Below are 21,688 nucleotides of genomic sequence, written 5' to 3' on the forward strand. Positions count from 1 at the left end.
GTATCTCGTTTCTAGGACAGCAGCAGAAGGGGCTGGGCCACGGCTTCGGTCAGGGCGTTGACGAACTCGGCCAGGTGGGCGCCGTCGTTGATCCGGTGGTCGGTCGCGACCACGATCGGCAAGACCGGTCGAACCGCGGGCTGCCCGTCGAGAGCGACGACCTTCTCGGTGATGCGGCCGAAACCTGCGATGCCAACCTCGGGAGGTCGAATCACGGGGTTGCCCATCCAGGTTCCGAAGGAGCCGAAGTTGGTGACGGTGAACGATCCGCCGGTCAGCTCGTCTTGGGTGGCGGTCCGGGTTCGCGCACGCTGAGCTAGTCGCTCTACTTCCTCCGTGAGCTCGCTGAGGCTCATCAGGTCGGCGTCGTGGACGACCGGCACGATGAGTCCGTCTTCGGTGGCGGTTGCCATGCCCAGGTGCACGCCCGCGTGCTTGGTCAACGTCTCGGTGGATGCGTCGTAGGTTGCGTTCATCGAGGGCTGCAGTGCGAGGGCATGCATCACGGACTTCAGCAGCAAGGGAAACACCGAGAGCCGGCTGCCGCGAGCCTCGAACGTGGGCTTGAGCGCCGCTCGTGCCGCGAGCAGGTTCGTCGCGTCTACCTCGCGGAACTCCGTGACGTGCGGGATGGTCAAGGCCTCGGTCATCGACCGGGCGATCGACCGGCGCAGGCCCCGCAGCTCGATCGTCTCGTCCGTACGCGATTCGGCACGTCGCCTCCTGCCTGGGTTCGAGCCGGCTCTCGACGCGTCAGCACCGGGTGCGGTCGATTCGGCGAGGAGAGCAGGAGCGGCGTCGCTGCCGGCGGGCTGCGGGTGATCCAGGTCGGCCTCCAAGATCCGGCCGTGCGGTCCGGTTCCGACGATGCCGCTCAGGTCGATGCCGCGGCGTGCGGCCAGGCGGCGGGTGCGTGGGCTGGCAAGCGGGCGCCGCCGTGGAGTCGAGGGCGTCGAAAGCGAGCTGCCATTGAGAGGTGCGTCGAAGGCGGCTGCCGCGCCGCTGTCGAATTCTTCGCCGACCGGCTCTCCCCCGGTGCTTCGGGAGTCGGGTTCGCGGGGGTCGAGTGCTCCCGCGTCTCCGATGACGACCAAAAGGGCACCGACCTTGACGAGGTCGCCGACCGAAGCGCAGCGCTTCAGCAGCGTGCCGGAGGCTGGCGCTGGAATCTCGACGATCGACTTGTCGGTCTGCACCTGACAGAGCAATCCGTCGGCCTCGACGGCCGCGCCGACCTCGACGAACCAGTCGAGAAGCTCCGCCTCGGCGATTCCCTCGCCGACGTCGGGCAGACGGAACTCGACGAGCCCGCTGTCAGAGACGACCACGGTGTTGTGCGCGGGACTGTTCACGGGGCGACCTCCATCAGGGCGCGCACCTCGCGAACGACACGCCCTTGGGAGGGGACGTAGGCGTCCTCGATGCCTGCGAGTGGATAGGGGGTGTCAGGTGCGCTGATGCGGTGCACCGGGGCAAGGAGGTCGTAGAAGCACTCCTGCTGGATGGTGGCGGCAAGTTCGGCGCCGAACCCGCCGGTCATGGGCGCCTCGTGCAAGATGACGGCGCGACCAGTCGACGTGACCGCAGCGGTCATCCCCTCCACGTCGAGAGGCACCAAGGAGCGGAGGTCAAGGACCTGCGCGTCGATACCGGCCTCGGCGAGGTCGTCGGCGGCCTTGAGCGCGAGCTGGACGGCGGCGGACCACGCGACGATGGTGACGTCGGTGCCCGCACGGACGATCTTCGAGTGTCCGATCGGCAGGGTGTAGCGCTCGTCAGGCACCTCGTCGCGCTGCAGCCGGTACCCCTTGAGCGGCTCGAGATAGAGCACCGGGTCGTCGGTGTCGAGGGCAGCGATGAGCAGGCCCTTGGCGTCGTAGGCGGTCGATGGCGCGACCACCTTCAAGCCCGGGCAGTGGGCGTAGAACGCCTCGAAGGCGTCGGAGTGCAGCTCGGGAGTGCGGACACCGCCGCCGAATGGCGCTCGGATGACCACGGGGACCGAGTGGCGGCCCGCGGAGCGATAGCGCAGGCGGGCGACCTGCTGCCCGATCTGGTGGAAAGCCTGGTGCCCGAAACCGAGGAACTGGATTTCGACCACCGGCCGCATCCCGCTCATTGCGAGCCCCAAACCGGCACCGACGATGACGCCCTCAGCCAGCGGCATGTCGACTACGCGGTCCTCACCGAACTTCGCCTGGAGACCGTCGGTAGCGCGGAAGACTCCGCCCAGAGCCCCGACGTCCTCGCCGATGACCATGACGCGCTGATCGCGCTCCATCTCGTCGGCCAGCGTCTCCCGGATGCTCTCGATCATCGTCTTGATCGGCACGCTCAGGCCTCCTGCATCTGGAGCCATGCCTCGCGCTGTTGCATGAAGCGCGGGAACGGCTCGGCGTAGACGTGGTCGAAGAGCGCCGCGGGTCCTGCAGCCGGAGTTGCCTGCGCGACACCCAGGGCCCGCTCGACTTCCGCGACGCAGTCGGCCTTGATCTCGGCGTACAGCTCCTCACTCATCGCGCCCTTGGCACGCAGGTAGGCCTCGACCCGGACGAGCGGGTCGGTTCCTGCCCACGCCTCGTGGTCAGCGTCGGTGACGTACTTCGTCGGGTCGTCGGCCGTGTTGTGCGCTCCCGCTCGCCAGGTCAGCGACTCGATGAGCGTTGGTCCCTCGCCTGCGCGGGCCCGCTCAACCGCTTCTGCCATGGCGGTGTGCACGGCGAAGAGGTCGTTGCCATCAACGTAGGCGCCGTGCACGCCGTATCCGGCGGCCCGGTCAGCGAAGGTGCGAGCCGCGGTCTGCTTGCGCCGCGGGGTCGAAATGGCCCAACCGTTGTTCTGGAGGAAGAAGATGACAGGAGCCTTGGTGACGCCGGCCAGGTTCACCGACTCGTGGAAGTCGCCTTCCGACGAGGCGCCATCACCGAAGAAGGTCGTCACGACACCGTCGAGACCCTGCTGACGCAGACCCCACGCCACGCCCACTGCCTGAGGCAGCTGAGCGGCCAGCGAGATCTGGATCGGGAGAATGTTGACGTTCTCGGGGATGACGCACCCAGCCGGGTGGCCCATGAAGTAGAGCGCGAAGTGCTCCAGCGGCATCCCGTGTCGAAGGATCGCCGGGAGCTCGCGGTACTGCGGTGCGATCCAGTCTCGGGCCGGGTCAAGCGCGGAAGCCGCGCCCACCACCGAAGCCTCCTGCCCGCGCACGGACGAGAACGTCCCGAATCGGCCCTGTCGCTGAAGGCTCGTCGCCTTCTCGTCGAAGGTCCGGGTCAGCAGCATCCAGCGGAACGCCTCGAGCGTGGCTCCATCCCCCATCGGCGCCTGTCCGGCCACCACGCCCCCGGAGGGGTCTAGCACGCGGAGCGGCTCGACCGAAGAGCTGGGCGGCGTGAATCCCGTCATGCATGCACTGTTGCATGCACATCTGGATGTACGCAAGCATTCACTTCAAGTTCCTTCGAGCCTCTACGCGGTTGCATCCACGCGAAATGCGAGCGGGGCGGCCCGAGAGGCCTCGCAGCCCTTACGGCGCACGGCATTTGTGAGACGACACGACGTCCCACCGGCGGAGCCACGAGGTGTCCTACCACTGCTCGCCCCGGGATCCGTGCGTCGTCGCGAGCGCCCGAAAGCCAGCAATCAGAGTCTCAACGAGGCGATAACACGCCTAGGGCTGACTAGGCCTCCGACGACGCCGCGACCGCCGCTCGATGATCGTTGCGACGACCGCCGGCGTGCAGGGCTGACGTCCGGTCCGCGGTGCGAGTCGCCCGAGGCTCGTCCACCTCGACGTCGACCTCGCCACTGGCCATGTGACTGCGCTCAAAGGAATCAGAGACCGAGCATCGGCTCTGGCCATGCGCGACGGTGTTCCGGGAGGAGCTCGGACAAGTCGACGCCATTGACAGTCAGTCCGAGCATCCCGCCACGATCGCCACCCAAGGAAGAGGCCGGCCGTCTCTGTGGCACCTCGGTGGAAACGTTCACAGCGCCGGACTCGGCGACACCGACGGCCACGCCATTTTGCGAACCTCCGCGTCCGATGCGGCCGCCAACTCGACCGACCAGCTCCGCACCATGCCTACCAACTGAAGTAGCCCGCTGACTGCGAGGGAGGACCATGTCGTCACGATCCGCGAGCGCGACACGATGAAGCAGGAGCGGATCGGCCTCAACGGCGTCGTCTCGTACTTCGCCGAGTGTTTCGTCTGGTGTGATCCGCGCCGAAGGGATGTCCTGCGCGCAATGACCCCTTGCGCCCAGAACCCGGTTCGCCAATGAAGGCGCCATCTCGCCCACTGTGCGCGCAACGGCGCCAGCGCGCGGTGGTCCATGGCTCGTCTCTCGACTGGGCTTGATCCGGACGGAGGTAGCCATGGGCCCTGGAGTCGGTGCAATCTGGCCTGTGGAGGACGTCATGGCTCGGCGAGGGAACGTGCGGGATCGGGTTGCGAGAGAGCTCGCGGCCGCTACCGGCCGGTCGCCCGATGAGGTCAAGCTCGTTCTGGGCGCGGCGGCGTGCGCCGCCGGTGTCGTCATTCTGCTGCGCATCCTCAAGGTGCTGATCGATCTCGACTTCGGCTCATCCCGGAACAGAAGGCGTTGAGCTCGGCAGCGGATTGGCTCGATGGGCCGACGATGCGCCACGCGCGACAGTCGGCGTGCATCCGTGGCGGTTTGGCGGCCACTCGGGCGCGGAGCGAGAAGATTGAAGGGCGGCGAGCATCGCAACCTCCCGGCGCGACGGGTCTGATCCGCGCCCTCCCGGACCGACCACCCTCCCTTGTCCTCGCGACGCCGTGCCGATGAGGATGGGGCTGATCCCTCTTGAATGTCGCAGGATTCCCCGTCGACAACTCTCGGCGGCATCGCGGTCACCTCCGTCCACCCACCATCGAAGGGACAAGAACATGACCAGCAAGGCCGACTTCTCCGAGGAAGAGTGGGTGCGTGTCGTCCGCGCACCGTTCGTCGCCGGGATGGCGATCACCCTCGCCGACCCTGGGGGGCCGATCGAGGCTGCCAAGGAGTCGATGGCCTCCATCAGGTCGGCGGCGAACCCGCCGAGCCGCGAGCAGTTGCTCACCGAGGTCGCCCTCGACATCCAGGCGCAGGTTCAGCAGCACCACAACCCCGTCAAGGGCTACCGACCCAGCGGCAGCACAGAACCCGGCGAACAGGTGCTCCAAGAGCTGAGAGAGGTCAGGACAATCGTCAACGAGCACGCAACACCCGAAGAGGCAGCGGCCTTCGGGACTTGGCTGGTCAACGTAGCCGAGGCCGCCGCCAACGCGGCCAAGGAGGGCGGCTTCATGGGGTTCCGCGCGGAGCTGGTCAGCGAACGCGAAAGGGACCTGCTCGAAAAGGTCCGCGCAGCCGTGTCCTAGATCGCGCGGCGCGGACGGTGAACATGAGGCAGTCGCTCGAAGGGGGCGCCACCGTCGCGTACGGACCCGCGTCACTCCGCCGCCTGTCGGTACGGACGGAACGACCGGATCAGCCAATGACCGAGCGTGCGTCACGGGTGACCGACGACGGGGAACGCCGCTTCGATCGCGGCCACTTGTGAGAGCCAATCGGATAGGTGGGACTGGTCGAGGTCACGCAGTTCGAAGACCAACCGATTGCTAATGCCTGGCTGGTCCGTCACTTCGCCAACCACCCTCAGGCTTCCGTTCGACTCGCACTTGATCGTCAGATCGATCCAGTCCTCCATGCTTTGGAGGACCGCTGAACCGGCGAGATTCTCGTTGATGAACTTCAGGCCTTCGCCGAGCCGATGCAGCTCGTCCGTTCGAAGATTCGCGGACCACGCTGACCACGCCGGCAGACGAACCAGCCAAGAGGGCCGCGCGCCCGCCCAGGGAATGGCCCAGGAGGCACACCGGCCGCCCGACGTATCGGCTCCCCAACTCGCCGAGCGCCCACGCGACGTCGTCGATCGGCGTGTGCGTGCTGTCCCAGCCGCGGTGGGTGTTGAGCAGCCGGAGGACACCCAAGCGGCCGCGCCCGGCGCGCGCGGTCCGCTTGGCGAGCGGGATCAACCTCAGCACCGACAACTGGGCCGGACTCACGGTCGAGTTGCCGCGCCTGTTCGCGCCGCCATGCAGGAGCAGCACCAGGCCCGACGGCTCCATCGGTGCCTTCGCGGTGAGCAGCTTTGGGGTGCCGTCCATGCGCTGGACGCTATCGGGAGCGCCGGGGGTTCGACGTTCGGGCTGGCAGAGGTCGTCGCGGTGGACGCCCCTCCGAACAGACCGCCCTCTACTACCGTGACGGCCGTGAGTCGCGTGCTCGTGACGGGAACGTCTGGCGTCGGCAAAACGACCCGCCTGCTCGAACTGAGGTGCCGCGGTCACGTCACCGCCGACACCGACTACGACGGATGGGTGTTGTCTGACGGGTCGTGGGACGAGCCGCGGATGGCACGGCTCCTCGCCTCGTCCGGCGACGTCATCGTTTCAGGCTGTGTCGAAAGCCAAGGCGCGTTATACGACCGGTTTGACCTGGGGCGGGGGCGTGACACGTTGCAGGGTGGCCTGACTGCTGGCGGCGGCGTACGTTCCCGGCCATGGACCCGACGCAGGCGGAGTGGTGGTGGACCGTCCTGTTCGGGGCCCTCGCCAGCGGTGCGGTCACCGGCCTGGCGCTGTGGTGGACCCTTCGACACGAGCGTCGCAGTACCGAGATGACCGAGCTTCGCAAGTCGGTGGCAGACCTACAGGCTTCTGCATTCCGAGCCGGCTCCCAAGGGCCGGCGTCGGATGATTGGTACGACTGGTTAGGTCCCGTGTACGCGGCGGCCAGCGACACCAGCGCGAGGGCGTACCGAATCTCCCCGTTCCTGGCGAGCGAGGTCGCTAGGGAGAGCGGGAAGCTGGTGAAGGTGCTGGACAGCGAACCGTACGAGGGAATGGGCGAGGACGCGAAGAAGGCCCTCGTCCAGCTCATCTCCATGGCTGACTGGTGGCTGAAAGACGCCAAGGCATTCGAACGAACGCCTGGGAGATGAACTGCTGGCGTCTCGCTGCGCCCTGATCGTCACAGTGTTAGTCGTCGGCCCGACCTACAAGGTCTCGCAGCGTCAAACTGGGCTAGCGCTCACTACCCGTGCCCAAGTTGCTGGTTGACGACCTCGCCGTCTAGCAACTTGAGCGCGGTCGGCCCAACACAGATGAGGTCGTCGCCGCCCCGACCCAAGATGTTGGCGACACCTCCACCGCCGACCACGTCGTCACCAGCAGTCCCGACGATCTCGTCGTCTCAGGCGGTCTCCACGATCGTTGCGGGGATGCCGCGACAGGTGGGATCGCGAGTGTCCCCGCGGTGGTCGTCGCCGTCCCGGCGCCGCTGACGGACAAGGCCAGCGCCGCCAGCACCGATCCCATGAAGAGCGCGGCGCGCCGAAGCGTCCTCTCCGATCGCATTCGGCGACTCATCCCACCCCGTTTGGCTCGGCGGAGGTTCGAGCTGATCGTGCCGCCGGCGAAGCGGATGTCATCAGCCGTTCCGGGGAGAACACTTTGCGCACGCCTGAGGGACTGGTTGCCCTCGGCGCCAGTCACGCGCCGTCGCCGAAGATGTCAGGGGTTCGTCGATGCAAAGGAGGCATGATCTCCCGGCCTCGTCTGTACAAACAACGGGAACCACCCGACGACGGTGAGGATCTTCGGTGGAGTTCGGTGCCCGCTCCCTGGCGAAGGCCGGGGCCGACCATGAGTCGGCATCCAGCTGCTTGATCTCGGCGAGCGTGAAGTCGCGGACGTCCCACGGAGCAATTGGGGGAGATGCTAGCGCTCGTGGACTCAGCCCGGCAGACCTGCCGAAGCGGTCCGCGCGTCCTGCGATGTTGCGGACCCGACGAGCGGATCCGGGCCAGGGTCGCCGACCTGCCAGCCGGTCATCGCGGACTCGACAGCGGCGAGCAGACAGGAGCGGTCGGAACCCCCAGTGCGTCCGGACTCAGCCGCACCCGGCCGGCGCCCCGAGCCCACGGGTACCCAATCTCCGCGACATGCGCGGCTGCCCTGCCGGGTACGTCGACCATGGGCTCCGGGGGGAGCGAGGGGACATGGCACGGCAGCAGAGCGGCTACCTAGCGCGCCCGAAACCAAGCGGTCTCGCCGACGTGGTGGAGATCGTGTTGGACAAGGGCATCGTCATCGACGCCTACGTCCGGGTGTCGCTCCTCGGCATCGAGCTGCTGACCGTGGATGCACGCGTCGTGGTGGCCAGCGTCGACACCTACTTACGGTTCGCGGAGGCGACCAACCGACTGGACCTGGAGGAAAAGGGCGGCACAAGCTTGGTCGACGCGCTCACCGAGGAAACAGAAACGGCGGTGACGAGCGTCGCGACCAACGTCGTCGAACACAAGGTCGACGACGCCATGGACACCGTCGGCAACACACTCGGCCGTCCGGCCGAGAAGGTCGCCCGCTCTGCTTCTGGCAAGGTCGTGGATGTCGCTGAAGCCGTCGCCGACAAGGTCATTGACGCAGCCGAGGACACTCAGCGGAAGTAGCGCCGCCGGGGCGTCCCATGCGCCTCTCACCACGTTCGGGACGCTGACGTCTGTGCTCAGCCGTTCAAGGCGACCCGTCGTACGCGCCGCGGACCCACCCGTGCGGATCTTCCTGCAAGTTCGGGATCCCATCACTGTGGATGGTCCCGTAGAGGCCACTGTGCTTTCAGCGGCGCTCGTGGACAAACGCGACCAGGAGCACGACGACGGCGAATGCAAGGACGAACCAACGGCGTCATCTGAGTCACCTCCACGCTGCCCCAGATGCCAGTTTCCGTTCGAGCCCCTGTGAACGCTTATGACCCGGCAGCGTCATGACCAGCGACGTCGCTGGAAGCTCTGCCGAACGCGCGGATGAGCGGATGGGTTGGTTTGGTCCTTCGCCTTGCTCTGACCACGGTGCGCCCTAATCGTGCTGCCAGACCTTCACCGAGGACAGCAGGAGGAGCGCGGCGAGGAGGGGGATCAGGACGGCGCTGGGGACCACTCCGAGCAGCAGGCCGCCGATGATGGTGCCCGCGACTGATCCTGCCGCCATGGCGAACAGGAAGTTCTTGTTCGCGGCGAGCACGCTGAAGGACTGGTCGCGGCTGTAGCGGGCGAACGCGACCAGCATGGTGGGTAGCGACACCGCGAGCGAGAGGGACCCGGCGACCTTGATGTCGACGGCGTAGAGCAGCACGATCGTGGGGATGAGGAGTTCGCCCCCGGCGACTCCCATCAGAGCTGCGACGATGCCGATGGCGACGCCCGCGACGATCCCGGCGATGAGCTGCCACGCCCCGTCGATGCCGGCTGGCTCGATGTTGCCGAGGTGGGTGAGCACGAGGACGACGGCGATGCCAACCAGCAGTGCACCGAGAACCCGGTACAAGGTCTTGGACCGCATCCGGGTCGCCCAGGTCGCACCGACCCATGCGCCGACGAGGCTGCCGAGAAGAAGGTTCACGACGATGGCCCAGTGCTCGGCAACCGCCCCGTAGGGCACGCCGAGGAGCCGAGCCGGGAGAGCAGTCGCGACCACGATGAGGCTGAGCGCCTTGTTCAAGATGACAGCCTGAAGCGCGACGAAGCCGAACACCCCGATCAGCAGCGGGAGCCGGAACTCGGCACCGCCGAGGCCGATCATGCCGCCGAGAATGCCGACTGCTGCGCCAGCGACGGCCGCAAGCGGCAGCGACGGGTCCCGTCGGGCAGGGGTTGTTGGTTGGGCAGCCGCCTGAGCGGCGCTGTCCGGGTCACCCATCGGCGGAGGCGGCGGGTTCGTTGACACGGATCGACCCTAGGGCAGCATGCGCCCCTGCCCTCGAGTGACCGCGCGGGCTCCGATGTGCCTCAGGCTTCGCGCGGGGCGTACATGATGACCGCGACCCCAGCCAGGCAGATGAGTGCGCCGGTGATGTCGTAGCGGTCGGGCTTGAAGCCGTCCATGACCATGCCCCAGGCAAGGGATCCGGCAACGAAGACTCCGCCGTAGGCGGCGAGGATGCGACCGAAGTTGGCGTCGGGCTGGAGGGTAGCGACGAAGCCGTAGATGCCGAGGACAACGACGCCCGCACCGATCCAGATCCAGCCCTTGTGCTCGCGCACGCCCTGCCAGACCAGCCACGCGCCGCCAATCTCGGCCATGGCGGCGCCAACGAAGAGCACGATGGAGCGGGCGTAGTCCATGCCGGGAGTCTCCCAGCCAAGCTTCGACGGCGCCCGGGCCGGCTGTCAGCCAGTCTCGGTGGGTCCGCTGGTCAGGGTGACCTCGACCGGCCCACTGGCGGGCGGCCCGCAGGCGGTGGCGGCAGCGGCGGTCGCGTCGCGGCGGCGCTTGATGACCACGGCAGTGACTGCGGCGCCACCCACGACGAGGCCGAAAACGAGCCCGGCGAACGCGATCGTTGCGATGGTGGCGGCGAGCCCGGCTCCGGCGAGGCCGACGAGGGCGAGGAGAGGTGGTGCACAGCAGACCGCGCAGGCGGCCGCTCCGGCTCCCCACAGGTGACGGTCGCGCAGGCTCATCGGTTCTCCGTTCCAGCGGCGGGGGGTGCCGGTGCGTTCATGGATACGTCGGTGCGAATTTCGGTGAGGGCGACGAACGGGATGGGGCAGCACGCGGCGTTGGCGCACTCGGTGAGGTCGTCGCAGCCCGCGTCGAGCGCTGCGACCAGGTTCTCGCGGATGGTCTGCAGGTCCCGGATGCGGTCCTCGACCTCAACCAACTTCTCCCGAGCCCGCGACTGCAGCCCGGTGTCGGACCGCTGCCCATGACGGTGTCGGCTGACCTCCAGCAACGAGGCGACCTCGTCGAGGGTGAACCCAAGCCGTTGCGCGGCCTTGATGATCCGCAGCATCGTGACGGCCTCGGTTGGGTAGAGACGGTGCCCGCCGGGACTGCGCACCGGTTGGGCGAGCAGCCCTCTCCGCTCGTAATAGCGCAAAGTCTCCCGGTTCACGCCCGCCGCTTCGGCGACCTCACCAGCCCGCAGACCCTCGAACCCACCGATTCCGCGCTCGATGGTCTTCACCGCTGGGCCCGCTGCTCGGCACGGTCCACAAGCGCCGCCAGCACGGCTGCCTGTGCCTCGGGGACCTCGATACTCATGCGCACCCGTTCCCGCGTCTCGTCCGTCGGTTCGTCGCCGGTCCGGGCGGTCGCCACGATGGTGAAGCTGAAGAACGAGCAGCACGCCTTCTCGCGGTCAGCAAGGTCCTGCGCGTGAGCAGCCAGGCCGGCCCATCCGGCGAGAGTCAGCGTCGCACGGGTCGGACCCGCCCGATCCACGTGGGTGACGGTGATGAAGAGGTCGTCGAACTCCGTCAATCGCAGAGGTTGTTCGACGGTTGGCAGGGTGCAGACATCGGGCACCCAGTTTGGGTCGAAACCCAGGTTGGTCGAGGTCATGCATCGAGCGTAAGCCTGTATCTAGGTACCGGATGCAAGCCCTCGCGTGGAGGATCTTGGATGGCATACCCGAGCATCCGGATCTGCCTCGAGGAGCGGGTCTCTCCGCCGCGTGTCGGCCGCGTGGCCCTGGCGACGAGCGGACGTCGAGCGTCCTAGGGCTGCGCCCGACACGGCCGGCCCGTGGGGCAGTCGGCAGATGGTGCTAGTCGGCCCGGATGCCACGACTGACTAGTTCGAGCCAGCGATCTCGCGCATGCTTCGGCGAGTCCAGGGGGGCGGAGTTCACCAGCAGGTACACGTCCTCCACGGTCACCGCCTCGCGAACGGTCCCCTGTTGCTGTGCCGCGCCCAGCAGGAAGGCCAAGGCCCGAGCCGCGCGAGTCTCATCCGGAGCATCATCCGCCGCGGCTGAACCCATGGTCTGAGCCACCACCTTCACAGCGTGGTTGACCGCCGAAGCGTCGAGCACGAACTGCAGGAACTCCGTGACCGCAGTCCCGCCTGCCATGCCCTGAGCCTCGACAGCGGCTCGCAGTTCGTCCGCCCGATCGGCGACCTGGTGCACGTACTCAGCCATGACGGCAGCGACCAGATCGACCTTGGTCGGAAAGTGGTTGTACAGCGTCCCGACCGCCACACCGGCTGCGTCCGCGATGTCAGTCATCGCGACGTCGCTTCCCGACTCGGCGATGCGCAAGCGTGCCGCGTCCAGGATCTTGGCTCGGTTGCGCAGGGAGTCAGCACGGGGCGTGCGCTGCGGCTGGATCACGTGGCCACCTCGGGCGATCGAGACTTGCAAGAAGGTGAACTATAGTTCATTCTAAATAAGATGAACCGCAGTTCACTATACGATCGAGGACGAATCTCATGCCCGTGAACCACCACGCCCGCGTGGCACTGGTCACCGGTGCCTCCTCCGGCATCGGGGAGGCCACGTCACGCCAGCTCGCCGACGACGGCTTCAACGTCTACGGAGCCGCTCGTCGGCTCGACCGCCTCCAGGCGCTCGCCGGTCACGGCATCACGCCGCTGGCGATGGACGTCACCGACGACGACTCCATGGCCGCGGGCATCCGCCGGATCATCGAGGAGCAGGGCCGGCTCGACGTGCTCGTCAACAACGCCGGCTACGGCTCCTACGGCGCGCTCGAGGACGTCCCCATAGAGGAAGCCCGACGTCAGTTCGAGGTCAACGTCTTCGGTGCCGCGCGCCTCATGCAACTGGCGTTGCCGCACATGCGTGAGCAGCAGGACGGCACGATCATCAACGTCACCTCGATGGGCGGGAAGATCTACACGCCGCTCGGATCCTGGTATCACGCCACGAAGTTCGCACTCGAGGCAATCAGCGACTGCGTCCGGCTCGAAGCCGCACCGTTCGGCGTCGACGTCGCCATTATCGAACCCGGCGGCATCCGCACCGAATGGGGAGGCATCGCCGCACAGATGTTGAGAGAGACGTCCGGCAACGGTGCGTACGCAGACCAAGCCATCGCGGTGGCCGAAACCCTGTCCGGCGAAGGCAGCGCCCGCTTCTCCTCCGACCCCTCCGTCATCGCCAAAGCGATCAGCAAGGCAGCCTCTGCCAAGCGACCCAAGACCCGCTACGCCGTGGGCTTCGGTGCAAGACCGCTCATCGGCCTCCACGGCGTACTCCCCGACCGCACCTTCGATGCGGTGATCAAGCGAGCCAGCGGCATCAAGCACTAGTCAATAGAGCTATCGATCGAACCACGGATGACAACGCGCTCACATGCCGCGATCCGCACGTGGGGAGAATGCCACCGGTCGCCGCGCTTTCGGCGGTGACCTACTCGGGCATCGTCGAGGCGGCGCGGACTTGGGCGACGAGGATGGCGATGTCGTCCTCGGCGACGTGGTCGCCGACGACCTCCGCCAGGGCCCGGATACAGCGCATCTCCGGGTCCCCGTCGTCGGCGAGAACGGCCGCGAGTCGAGCAGTGTTCTGGCCGATCGTGTCGGTTGAGGTTGCGCCTGGTGCCGGCCGACGCTCCACCAAGCCGTCGGTGTAGAGACACAAGAAGCCCCCCGCGGGTACAGCCACGATCTTGCTCCGCCGACGCGTGTCGGGCGCGACGCCGAGCAACGGATCTGTCGGGAGATCGGCAGCAACCACCGGGCGCCCCGGCTGCCCGACCAAGGGTGGCTGATGACCCGCCGAGCTGAACCTCCACGCGGTGAACGGTGCCCTGGCGACCCCAAACGCGACTGTCGCGAACACGTCTGGCTCGAAGTGGCAGATCTTGCGGTCCAGCCGGGAAAGGACCTCGGCCGGGTCGTCGTGCTCCAGCGCGTAGGCCCGCAGAGCGCTGCGGAGACGACCCATCACCACGGCCGCCTGCAGGCCGTGGCCCACGACATCTCCCATGACCAGACAAAGACGCCCCCCAGGCAGCTCGAAGACGTCGTACCAGTCGCCGCCGAGGTCCCCGTCGGCCGGGACGTAGCGAGCCGCGATGGAGATACCGTCGGGCGCGGCCATCACCGTCGGGAGGAGACTCCGCTGGAGAGCGAGCGCTGCGGCGTGTGCGGAGTCGGCGAAACGCTCGTGCAGCACCGCGCCGAGCTCGGCCGCGAACTCGCTGAGAAGTCGCTTCTCCGCCTCGCTCACGTCGTGCCGCCGCAGGAAGCCGACATGTAGCACCCCAAGCAGCTCGCTGCCGTCCATCACGGGCACGCCCAGTAGCGACTGCAGCCCGTGGTCAAGCAGGACCGGGTTGACGACCGTCGAGCCGTCGACCTGAGCCAGAGCGACGGGCTGTCGGGTCTGCGCGACGCGACCGGCGAATCCCTTCCCCAGCGGCACACGACGCGCGCGACGCAGCGTCCGATCGAGACCCACCGTGGCGAGCGGCTCGAGGAGCGTTCTGCTGCCGTCCAGAACGAGCACCGTGGCCGTGTCCGCCCGCATCGCCGAACGCACCTCATCGAGGAGGCCGCCCAGCCCGGGCAACGTCTCCGCACGGTCCGCGGGCACGCGACCGCCAGCCCCGCCGCGGGTCCCCACGACCGGCGCATCCTTCTCAGGACGGCTCATCGTGCCGCCAACCCGCCGGCCGACGGGCACCACGCACACTCGTCAGCTCCACATCGCCTTACCTGGCCGCTTGGGACGCCCCACAGTCATGGGCGCGGCTGAGAGTCTTCCACATCTGTGAGCGGGAAGTCGGAGGTCCCGAGCGCACTTCCTGCGGATGCCGCGACCCGCACGTCCGGCCGGCCAGTCGAATCCGCCGAGGACGGCGCCGCAACGCCGCCGCAGGCGGCCGCGCCGACGGAGCCGGCGCCTTGATCAATCAGATGTCAATTCGGTAGCGCGTGCCGACGCCCCACCCGCGGGAACGAGCGTGTCTCACCCGAAAGTGCGGCGCAGATTGCGGCTCCCGTGCGTCTCCGCCCGCGGCCGTAGGTTCGATGTCAGCTGCCCTTTACCCACACCACGAGGGCGCTCGTGACCGCGACCAGGCTCGCGACGAGGAGGACGACCTGGTCGCGGGACGGTCGGCCTGACAGCAACATTCCTCACGGTAGACCGGACGCTCCCGTCACGACCATGACCCATTCAGGCTCGCCCTCCGCCGCCTCACACCTCGGCGGCCCGTTCGCGGCGTGCGACCCGCCGCGTGAGGTGCACGCGAGCACCAGCGCGACGTCGTGAACCGCCAGGTCGGCGCCGCCCCACGGCGTCACCTCTTAGGGCGAGTTTTCATCCGGGCCTCGGAGAAACCGTGGAACCAGCGGGTGGTTGCGGCGCTAGATCTCACGCAGCACTGGCGCCGCAACTACTCCCGCCAGCGTTCGCTGCGGCGCCTACCGGCGGTGCCGACAGGCAGCGAGACCCCATCGAAAGGAAAGACCCATGGACATCGGTGACAGCGTGCAGAACGCGTTCGACGGCTTCTTCGCATTCCTGCCCAATCTCCTCGGCTTCCTCGTGCTGCTGCTCGTCGGCTTCATCGTGGCGAAGGTGGTCGCGGGCATCGTGCGCAGGCTGCTGGACAAGGTCGGACTGGACCGTCACCTGCGGGGCTCGGACGCCAACAAGTACGTCGACCGCGTGCTCCCCGGTGCGAGCGCGAGCAACGGGATCGCACGTGTGGTCTTCTGGCTGGTGTTCGTGTTCTTCCTGTTCGCCGCGATCGGAGCCCTCAAGATCCCGGCAGTGACCACGTTCATGAACCAGGTGCTCGCCTACCTGCCGAACGTCATCGTCGCGATCCTGATCTTCGTGGTCGCCGCGCTCATCGCGGGCGCCGTGGCCGCCGCCGTCACCAACTTCATGGGCGACACCCCCACCGGGAAGATCGTCGCCACCGTCGTTCCCGCCCTGGTCATGGTCATCGCGCTGTTCATGATCCTCGACCAGCTGCGGATCGCCGAGACCATCGTGACCATCGCCTTCGCCGCCACCATGGGAGCACTGGCTCTCGGTCTTGCCCTCGCCTTCGGCCTGGGTGGCCGTGATGTCGCCCGCCGGCTGCTCGAGGACGCCTACGCCCAGGGCCGCCAGGCCAAGGACCAGGCCCGCGACGACCTCGCCGTCGGCCGCGACCGCGCCGAGACCAGCGTCCACGAGTACCGGACCTCCGGCGCCACTGGTACGGGCGCGACTGGGACGGGCGGCACGGGGCCGGCGCCGGACGCCACCACCTGGAACCGGTGAAGTCACCCGACGAGTCACACACCAGGACGAAGACGTCCTGACGCGAATCTGCCGAAGCCGAGCCCCAGGCAGCGCCTCCCCGGGCAGCAAAGCTCGACACGGGACGACGACCCGATCCGCTGACCGATCTCAGGCGATCTTGGTGATGAAGTCGAGCGAGGTCTGGGCGACTTCCTGCCAGCCGTGGTCGATCGTCAGCGAGTGGCCCCGGTTCGGGATCTTGACGATCTCGGTCACCCCGGGGTTGTGCCGCTGCCGCTTGTAGGCGGCGTTCGCGATCGCCCACGGGACCGTGTGGTCCTTTTCCCCGTCGATGATCAACAGGGGACCCCGTTCCGAGTTCTGCGTGTTCACCTTCGCTTCGGTCCACGGGTTGAGGTTCGCGTTGCCCATCTGGACGAGTGAGATGCCGGGCGCGGCGACGTGGTACGTGTCGTAGAGCTCCCTCGCCTCCGTCTCGTCCAGTGCATTCGCCCAGCCATACTTGAACTGCTCGAACGTGAGCGTGAGCGCTCGCCCCCGCGTACGCGGGTCGATCAGGAACGGGCCCACGCCCTTCAGCACGGACGCCGGCAGGGGCAGGACGCCGCGGAAGACCCCGGGGTCGATCGCCACCGTCGCCGCCGCGAGTCCCCTGCCTGCCAGCATCTGCGCCAGCAGACCTCCGGTGGAGTGCCCGATGATCACCGGCTTCCTGTCCAGGGCGTTGACGACCTCGGTGGTGTGGTCGGCGACCTGCCCCAGGGTCTTCTTGGCGAAGACGTCCGGGTTCGCCCTGGCCTCCTCGACGGTTTCCGGATCGTCTGGCCAGTCCGGCGTCAGCGGCGCGTACCCGGCCCGCTCGAAGAAGTCCGCCCACCTTGCCCAGCTGCTCGGCAGCAGCCAGAGGCCGTGGATGAAGACGACGGGCGTTGTACCGCCAGCGTTGGCTGCTTCGATCTCCTGGGCCTCCCGCCTCGAAATCGAGGACATGTCGGCACCCCCCTCCCTCGCACGAAGCTCGAGTCGACTGTAGCGACGCGGCTCGGTCGTTGGGAGACCCGAAACCAGTCAGGAGCGAAGATCCGTACCGCGATGTTTGCACGCCTCAGAGGCGACGCGAGACCGCGAACGCCCCGGACCGACAGACATGGCTCGGCCGCGATCCGTCCGGCCACCGGGCACGCATTGCCGCCGTCAGGGCAACCTTCGCGCACACGGGTGCGGCTTGCCAGACGTCGCGGTCGCGACGTGCACGAGGAGGTCGTGTGCGCGGCGCACCGGTCCATCACCTCGATGGCGGGGTCGGATCGAGCGCTCTTCCGCCCCGAGCCTGGAGCGACGGCAGACCGGCTGACGAATGGTGTGCACGAACTCGGGTACGTGACATGCTCAGGAAATCGGAACCTGCCGACCAGCAGCCGGTTCGCGAGGTTTGCCTGGCGGCACTCTGACGCCGGCGCGTTGGCCAAATCCGCCGGTCGTGTGCGGTTGCGGATCTCGGGGGAGGTGACCTGGAGCTTTGGACCTGACCAGAGCCGACACCGGTACGTGCGCCGTGCTGCATGTCAGCGGATCCGTTGGTCCCTTCGACGGGTCGCGGTTGAGCGGAGCCCTGGCGAAGGCGATGGCCGAGGGCCCCAACTTTGTGGTCTGCGACTTGTCAGCCGTGCACTGGTTGGACCCGGTCTGCGTCGCCACCTGGGTCGCGGCTCAATGGTCAGGACCCTGGCCGGGACCGGTGGTCTGGCTTGCCGGCGCGCACGGCCAGCCAGCAGAGGCCCTCCGACTGACCGGCGCTGCACGCTTTCTCGCCCTCGCCGACTCGACCCAGGCCGCGCTCGCGCAGCAACTCAAGGAACCGCCGCGGCGCCGGGAACGGCTGATCCTGTCGCCGGAGCCCAACGCGCCCCGCCGGGCACGCCAGTTCACCACCGAGGTGCTAGCCCGCTGGTCCGTGCAGGAAGTGACTGCGGAGGCGACCTTGATCGTCAGTGAGTTGGTCAGCAACGGCCGAGAGCACGCCGGTTCTGACCTCGAGCTACGGCTAGAACAAAGCCAGCATCTGCTGCAGATCGCGGTACGCGATCGCGGAAGTCCCGATGATCGTCCCCCGAACGCTGGCGCTGCCGATGGAGGCACGTCCGCCGCCCCTACAGCGGTCCAAGAACGCGGTCGGGGGCTGCAGATCGTGCAGGCACTCGCGGCCGCCTGTGGTCAGATCGGTGCTCCCGCAGGCGGGCGCATCTATTGGGCCACGCTCCGCACCGCCGAGAAAGGGAGCCGGCCCGGGTCGGCCTAAGGAACGCAGGCACGGCGCGGCTGAGGCATAGTTCGTGCGCAGTCCGGAGCCGCTCTAGTCCGCGCACCTCAAGAACACGGGGCGAGCACCGAGCCAGGTTGATGGACTTCCTGCCTGTGTCGTGGCGCCGCCAGCGCGTGGCTCCAGTACGCGTAGAGGGGCCAGGGCCTCGTCGGCGGCACCCAGTGCTGAGGCCTGTCGTGGACATGGGCCCGTTTGGTGCCAAGCGACGGTGCAACTGACCCCCGGTCGGCAACCCGCCCCGTGCCACTGACCAAGCCCTACCCGATTCGGAATCCAGCTGCGCGACACCACATCCGGCGGCACCACCGGACACGACGACATCGAAGCGTGGCCCGTACTCGGCGAGCCCGCCCTCCTGTGCACCAACGTCTGACCTACGAACCGATCCGCGGATCGTGCGTTCGAGGTGTGTCCTTTCGCCGCCTGCCGGCGCAGCTGAGTTGCCGGATCTGTCGAGATGCGGTTCCACACACCTCGCGGAGCAGAACGACGGCGCTCTCGGAACTCGCTTGCTCGGACGCTGAGCAAGAGGCCCGAAGACGACTCCGGCGGGCCCAGACACCTGGTCACAGAGCCCGGCGTCGGGCACCGGTTCCGAAACGGCGACTGGCCCCTCGGTCCTGATAGGACGTCCCCGAGTCGCGAAGTAGCGATGGCTGGAGACCGATGCTCGCTCTCGACCGCGCTCGGCGGGGCCGACGGGCGAGCATCTGGCCCATGGACTTGCCCGACGACAAGCTCACGTCGCGGTGCAGAGGTCACTTCAGGGTGTCTTCAGCAACGCCGCCGTACTTTCGCGGAAGGAGAGGCCATCGGACGGTGGCTCGGCGGAAGGCATCACAATGAGGCTCTACGCAGTGGCGCTTGCGGCGCTCCTCGTCGCAGGCGGGATGGCACCCAGCGCGATCGGACAGTCCAAGGGCGCGGACCCTTCGGCCGATCAATCGAGGGCAGTGCCGCGTGTGGTCAGGCTGGAGGACGCGCGCCTGAAGTTTGAGATCAACTCGACCGACAGGGACGGAGGCGTTCAGGTCCTTATCGACGCCGAGGCCTGGCGGACGATGTCGATCTTCGATCCGGGAGGCCACCGGATCTTCTCGACGCAGACCAGCGGCAGGCTGGGCAGATTTGGCGGTTCGGAGCTCTTCCTCGAGAGCGGGGAGCCACCGTTTGCCAAGCTTCCCCTGCCCAGACTGCTCAAACAGTGGCCGCCGGGTGTCTACAGGTTCCGTGGCACCGGTGCGGATGGGCAGGTGTTCCGCGGCTCGGCACGGCTGACGCACCGCCTTCCCGATGGCCCGACCCTGGTATCGCCGGTCGAGAGTTCGACACCGCAAGCGCCGAGCGACACAGTGATGCGGTGGCGGCCGGTCCCGGCACCGAAGGGTGGCCGGATCATCGGGTATCAGGTGCTGGTCGAGCGCGAGACCGGACTCCATGCCCTGCCGGTCATCACGTTGGATGTGATGATGCCTCCGACGGCTGCACGCCTTCGTGTGCCGCCCGGCTTCCTCCGCCCGAACACCGAGTACTCGTGGGAGGTTCTCGCCATCGAGGGGAGCGGCAACCAGACCCTGTCGTCCGCGACGTTCACGACGTCTCACTGACCCGGACCGGTTGACCAGTTCTGCAACTTCGCTGATGACCTCGGCGGCGAACCGTCGTCGGATCTTGGCCCGTCAGACGGGCGCGGCGTGCCGCTCATACTGACTCGCCCGGCGACGAGAGCGCATGAGTTGAAACGCACTCATCTACCGCGATCCGCGCGGTGATCAAGGTGTGTCTTACCGCCGCCTGCCGGCGCCGGTTGATCTACCGGATCTGGCGATGACACGATTCCCCCGCGCCTTTCAGCGGCGTACCGTCGCAGACATGACCACTGTTGTCCGAGCGACTCGGTTCCTGCTGATCGTCGTGCTGGCGATGCTGGCCATCTCGTTCGTTATGAGTCTTGGGACGTCGAACACAGGCTGGCTTGAGAAAGTGGTCCTGCTGCTCCTCATCGGCGGGTGCGTCTACGCCGCGGCGAAGGTCACCAGACTGAGTGAGCATGTGGTGGGGCGCCTGCGCCACTGAGCCGTCCCATCGCAGCTTCCGGAGCTGCCGCGACCCGCTCGTTTCCAACGTGCGTCTATCCGCCGCGAACCACGCTGGACCCAACTCGGTACAAGCGCTCGGTCGGACGAGACGCTCGCGTCCTTGCGACCCAGGGTGACCGTCATCGTCCTGCCCTGCCGCGGCGTCGGTGCGAGAACCTCTGTCGAAACGGCGCGCCGAACTTCACGGCTTCGCGGTCTTGACCTTGACCGCGGAAGACTGCGACCCGAGGAATCGGTCGGTGCGAGGCGTGGTGCCGCGAACGAGTTGCTTGCCCTTCTTCAGCTTCCAGGTGAAGGCAACGGTCGCGTAGCCACGGTCGTCGACATAGGCGACTCCGGCCTTCTTCCAGACGCCGTCGACCTTGCGCTGCGCGACGACCTTGACGAACGACTCGGGATAGAACCCGTTTGGGTATTCGACGAGGCAGCGGATCTTTACCTTGACCGTCTGGCCGGTCTTGACCGTCTTCTTCTTGATCGTCACGGACGTCTTCGACTTCGCCTCACGCATGGAGAAGGACTGGGTCGGGAAAACGATGTCGGCATATGGGCCGCCATAGAAGTGCACCTCAGCCTGGAGCGTCCACGTTCCCGACAGCTGGTGGGAGCAGACCTGGAACCCGTTGCCGGTCCCCGACGGAGGAGCACCCTCGTCCTTCCAGACCGAGTCGCTGCTTACCTCGCTGCCCGACGGGTCGTAGGCGGAGACGAATACTGCCCAGTCGTAGGCAGCCTGCGCTGGGTCGATCGTGTAAGTCCACGGAACGTCGTGGCATCCCGGGTAGAGGACTCCGCTGGACACCGAGACCGCGGTTGCCCTCTGCGCTGCCGCCGGAGCTTGAAGTGCGGCAGCGCCAATCACCAAGGCCAGCAGCGCTGTCGTTGCCGTTCGAACGCTCGCGATCATCGTCGCCTCCCGAGACCCCGCGGCTTCATGTCGACAACGATGGTATGCCGCTCGCTCGCGAGCAGTAGTCACCCAGCCGGTCACGGAAGGGGCGTGATCGGCCAGCGGTCGTTGCTGCGACCCTGCCCGCCGGAGGCTGTAGTGGACGCTCCATCCGCTCGCGCGGCTATTCGGGCGCTCGTGTTGCGTCTTACCGGCACCCCTCTGACGTCAACCCGCAGTCTTGAGGTGTTGTCGGCTCGGGCTCTTCCGGGGGCGGTGGCCGGG

21 protein-coding genes and 1 pseudogene are annotated in these 21,688 nt (G+C 67.5%); 9 read left to right on the forward strand and 13 right to left on the reverse strand.

The features are described 5' to 3' along the window. Positions 1-11 precede the first annotated feature (11 nt). Genes ACFQQI_RS08490 through ACFQQI_RS08500 form a run of 3 tightly spaced genes read right to left on the reverse strand, consistent with a single transcriptional unit; the run spans position 12 to position 3,408 of the window. Entirely contained in the window at positions 12-1,352 is a 1,341-nt protein-coding gene (locus ACFQQI_RS08490; RefSeq protein WP_378560858.1) for a dihydrolipoamide acetyltransferase family protein, read from the reverse strand. Next, on the reverse strand, positions 1,349-2,332 hold the full coding sequence (locus ACFQQI_RS08495; RefSeq protein WP_378560861.1) for an alpha-ketoacid dehydrogenase subunit beta: 984 nt from the start codon (positions 2,330-2,332) through the stop codon (positions 1,349-1,351). Before ACFQQI_RS08495 ends, ACFQQI_RS08490 begins: the two co-directional genes overlap by 4 nt. A 2-nt stretch (positions 2,333-2,334) precedes the next feature. Further along, entirely contained in the window at positions 2,335-3,408 is a 1,074-nt protein-coding gene (locus ACFQQI_RS08500; RefSeq protein WP_378560864.1) for a thiamine pyrophosphate-dependent dehydrogenase E1 component subunit alpha, read from the reverse strand. Between the two features lie 1,003 nt (positions 3,409-4,411). On the opposite strand from ACFQQI_RS08500, the gene ACFQQI_RS08505 reads away from it, so the two are divergent. Both ACFQQI_RS08505 and ACFQQI_RS08510 read left to right on the forward strand, forming a co-directional pair. Beyond that, a complete protein-coding gene (locus ACFQQI_RS08505; protein ID WP_378560867.1) occupies positions 4,412-4,612 on the forward strand; it encodes a hypothetical protein in 201 nt (66 codons plus the stop codon). A gap of 304 nt (positions 4,613-4,916) precedes the next feature. Continuing rightward, a complete protein-coding gene (locus ACFQQI_RS08510) occupies positions 4,917-5,393 on the forward strand; it encodes a hypothetical protein (protein ID WP_378560870.1) in 477 nt (158 codons plus the stop codon). Between the two features lie 131 nt (positions 5,394-5,524). Here the strand turns inward: ACFQQI_RS08510 and ACFQQI_RS08515 are convergent, their stop codons facing one another. Further along, the gene (locus tag ACFQQI_RS08515; RefSeq protein ID WP_378560872.1) at positions 5,525-5,722 is read right to left on the reverse strand and encodes a hypothetical protein; all 198 of its coding nucleotides are present in this window, start codon (positions 5,720-5,722) and stop codon (positions 5,525-5,527) included. Between the two features lie 855 nt (positions 5,723-6,577). On the opposite strand from ACFQQI_RS08515, the gene ACFQQI_RS08520 reads away from it, so the two are divergent. Both ACFQQI_RS08520 and gvpJ read left to right on the forward strand, forming a co-directional pair. Further along, positions 6,578-7,018, forward strand: a complete 441-nt coding sequence (locus ACFQQI_RS08520) for a hypothetical protein (RefSeq protein WP_378560874.1) — start codon at positions 6,578-6,580, stop codon at positions 7,016-7,018. Positions 7,019-8,077: 1,059 nt separating this feature from the next. Continuing rightward, a pseudogene (gene gvpJ / locus ACFQQI_RS08525) lies at positions 8,078-8,272 on the forward strand (gas vesicle protein GvpJ); the annotation flags it as partial. 664 nt (positions 8,273-8,936) lie between these two features. Here gvpJ and ACFQQI_RS08530 read toward each other — a convergent pair. From ACFQQI_RS08530 to ACFQQI_RS08555, 6 genes are all read right to left on the reverse strand, one after another. Then, positions 8,937-9,803, reverse strand: coding sequence for a sulfite exporter TauE/SafE family protein (locus ACFQQI_RS08530; RefSeq protein WP_378560877.1), 867 nt, complete (start codon positions 9,801-9,803; stop codon positions 8,937-8,939). A 62-nt stretch (positions 9,804-9,865) separates the two neighbouring features. Further along, the gene (locus ACFQQI_RS08535; RefSeq protein WP_378560880.1) at positions 9,866-10,201 is read right to left on the reverse strand and encodes a YnfA family protein; all 336 of its coding nucleotides are present in this window, start codon (positions 10,199-10,201) and stop codon (positions 9,866-9,868) included. Positions 10,202-10,246: 45 nt separating this feature from the next. Next, positions 10,247-10,540, reverse strand: a complete 294-nt coding sequence (locus tag ACFQQI_RS08540; protein WP_378560882.1) for a hypothetical protein — start codon at positions 10,538-10,540, stop codon at positions 10,247-10,249. Continuing rightward, the gene (locus ACFQQI_RS08545) at positions 10,537-11,046 is read right to left on the reverse strand and encodes a MerR family transcriptional regulator (protein ID WP_378560885.1); all 510 of its coding nucleotides are present in this window, start codon (positions 11,044-11,046) and stop codon (positions 10,537-10,539) included. Before ACFQQI_RS08545 ends, ACFQQI_RS08540 begins: the two co-directional genes overlap by 4 nt. After that, positions 11,043-11,423 (reverse strand): hypothetical protein, encoded by a 381-nt coding sequence (locus ACFQQI_RS08550; RefSeq protein ID WP_378560888.1) that lies wholly within the window; start codon positions 11,421-11,423, stop codon positions 11,043-11,045. Before ACFQQI_RS08550 ends, ACFQQI_RS08545 begins: the two co-directional genes overlap by 4 nt. Before the next feature lie 205 nt (positions 11,424-11,628). Continuing rightward, positions 11,629-12,195: a TetR/AcrR family transcriptional regulator gene (locus ACFQQI_RS08555; protein WP_378560890.1), complete on the reverse strand. Its 567-nt coding sequence runs from the start codon at positions 12,193-12,195 to the stop codon at positions 11,629-11,631. Between the two features lie 98 nt (positions 12,196-12,293). Here ACFQQI_RS08555 and ACFQQI_RS08560 point away from each other — a divergent pair, with 98 nt between their 5' ends. Continuing rightward, positions 12,294-13,136 (forward strand): oxidoreductase, encoded by an 843-nt coding sequence (locus tag ACFQQI_RS08560; protein ID WP_378560892.1) that lies wholly within the window; start codon positions 12,294-12,296, stop codon positions 13,134-13,136. Between the two features lie 100 nt (positions 13,137-13,236). Here ACFQQI_RS08560 and ACFQQI_RS08565 read toward each other — a convergent pair whose 3' ends face one another. Next, positions 13,237-14,517: a PP2C family protein-serine/threonine phosphatase gene (locus tag ACFQQI_RS08565; protein ID WP_378560894.1), complete on the reverse strand. Its 1,281-nt coding sequence runs from the start codon at positions 14,515-14,517 to the stop codon at positions 13,237-13,239. Positions 14,518-15,306: 789 nt separating this feature from the next. Between ACFQQI_RS08565 and ACFQQI_RS08570 the strand changes: the two genes are divergently transcribed. Continuing rightward, entirely contained in the window at positions 15,307-16,110 is an 804-nt protein-coding gene (locus ACFQQI_RS08570) for a hypothetical protein (protein WP_378560896.1), read from the forward strand. Between the two features lie 129 nt (positions 16,111-16,239). Here the strand turns inward: ACFQQI_RS08570 and ACFQQI_RS08575 are convergent, their stop codons facing one another. Then, a complete protein-coding gene (locus tag ACFQQI_RS08575) occupies positions 16,240-17,082 on the reverse strand; it encodes an alpha/beta hydrolase (RefSeq protein ID WP_378560899.1) in 843 nt (280 codons plus the stop codon). A gap of 610 nt (positions 17,083-17,692) precedes the next feature. On the opposite strand from ACFQQI_RS08575, the gene ACFQQI_RS08580 reads away from it, so the two are divergent. The 3 genes from ACFQQI_RS08580 to ACFQQI_RS08590 all read left to right on the forward strand — a co-directional run bounded on the left by ACFQQI_RS08580 (position 17,693) and on the right by ACFQQI_RS08590 (position 20,491). Further along, positions 17,693-18,391, forward strand: a complete 699-nt coding sequence (locus ACFQQI_RS08580) for an ATP-binding protein (RefSeq protein ID WP_378560902.1) — start codon at positions 17,693-17,695, stop codon at positions 18,389-18,391. 866 nt (positions 18,392-19,257) lie between these two features. After that, positions 19,258-20,022, forward strand: a complete 765-nt coding sequence (locus tag ACFQQI_RS08585; RefSeq protein WP_378560905.1) for a hypothetical protein — start codon at positions 19,258-19,260, stop codon at positions 20,020-20,022. 265 nt (positions 20,023-20,287) lie between these two features. Continuing rightward, positions 20,288-20,491, forward strand: a complete 204-nt coding sequence (locus ACFQQI_RS08590; RefSeq protein WP_378560908.1) for a hypothetical protein — start codon at positions 20,288-20,290, stop codon at positions 20,489-20,491. A gap of 204 nt (positions 20,492-20,695) precedes the next feature. Here the strand turns inward: ACFQQI_RS08590 and ACFQQI_RS08595 are convergent, their stop codons facing one another. Continuing rightward, positions 20,696-21,421, reverse strand: coding sequence for a hypothetical protein (locus ACFQQI_RS08595; protein WP_378560911.1), 726 nt, complete (start codon positions 21,419-21,421; stop codon positions 20,696-20,698). Positions 21,422-21,688: the final 267 nt, after the last annotated feature.

The sequence above is a fragment of the Nocardioides sp. GCM10030259 genome, assembly GCF_042666375.1.
Taxonomy (GTDB): domain Bacteria; phylum Actinomycetota; class Actinomycetes; order Propionibacteriales; family Nocardioidaceae; genus Nocardioides.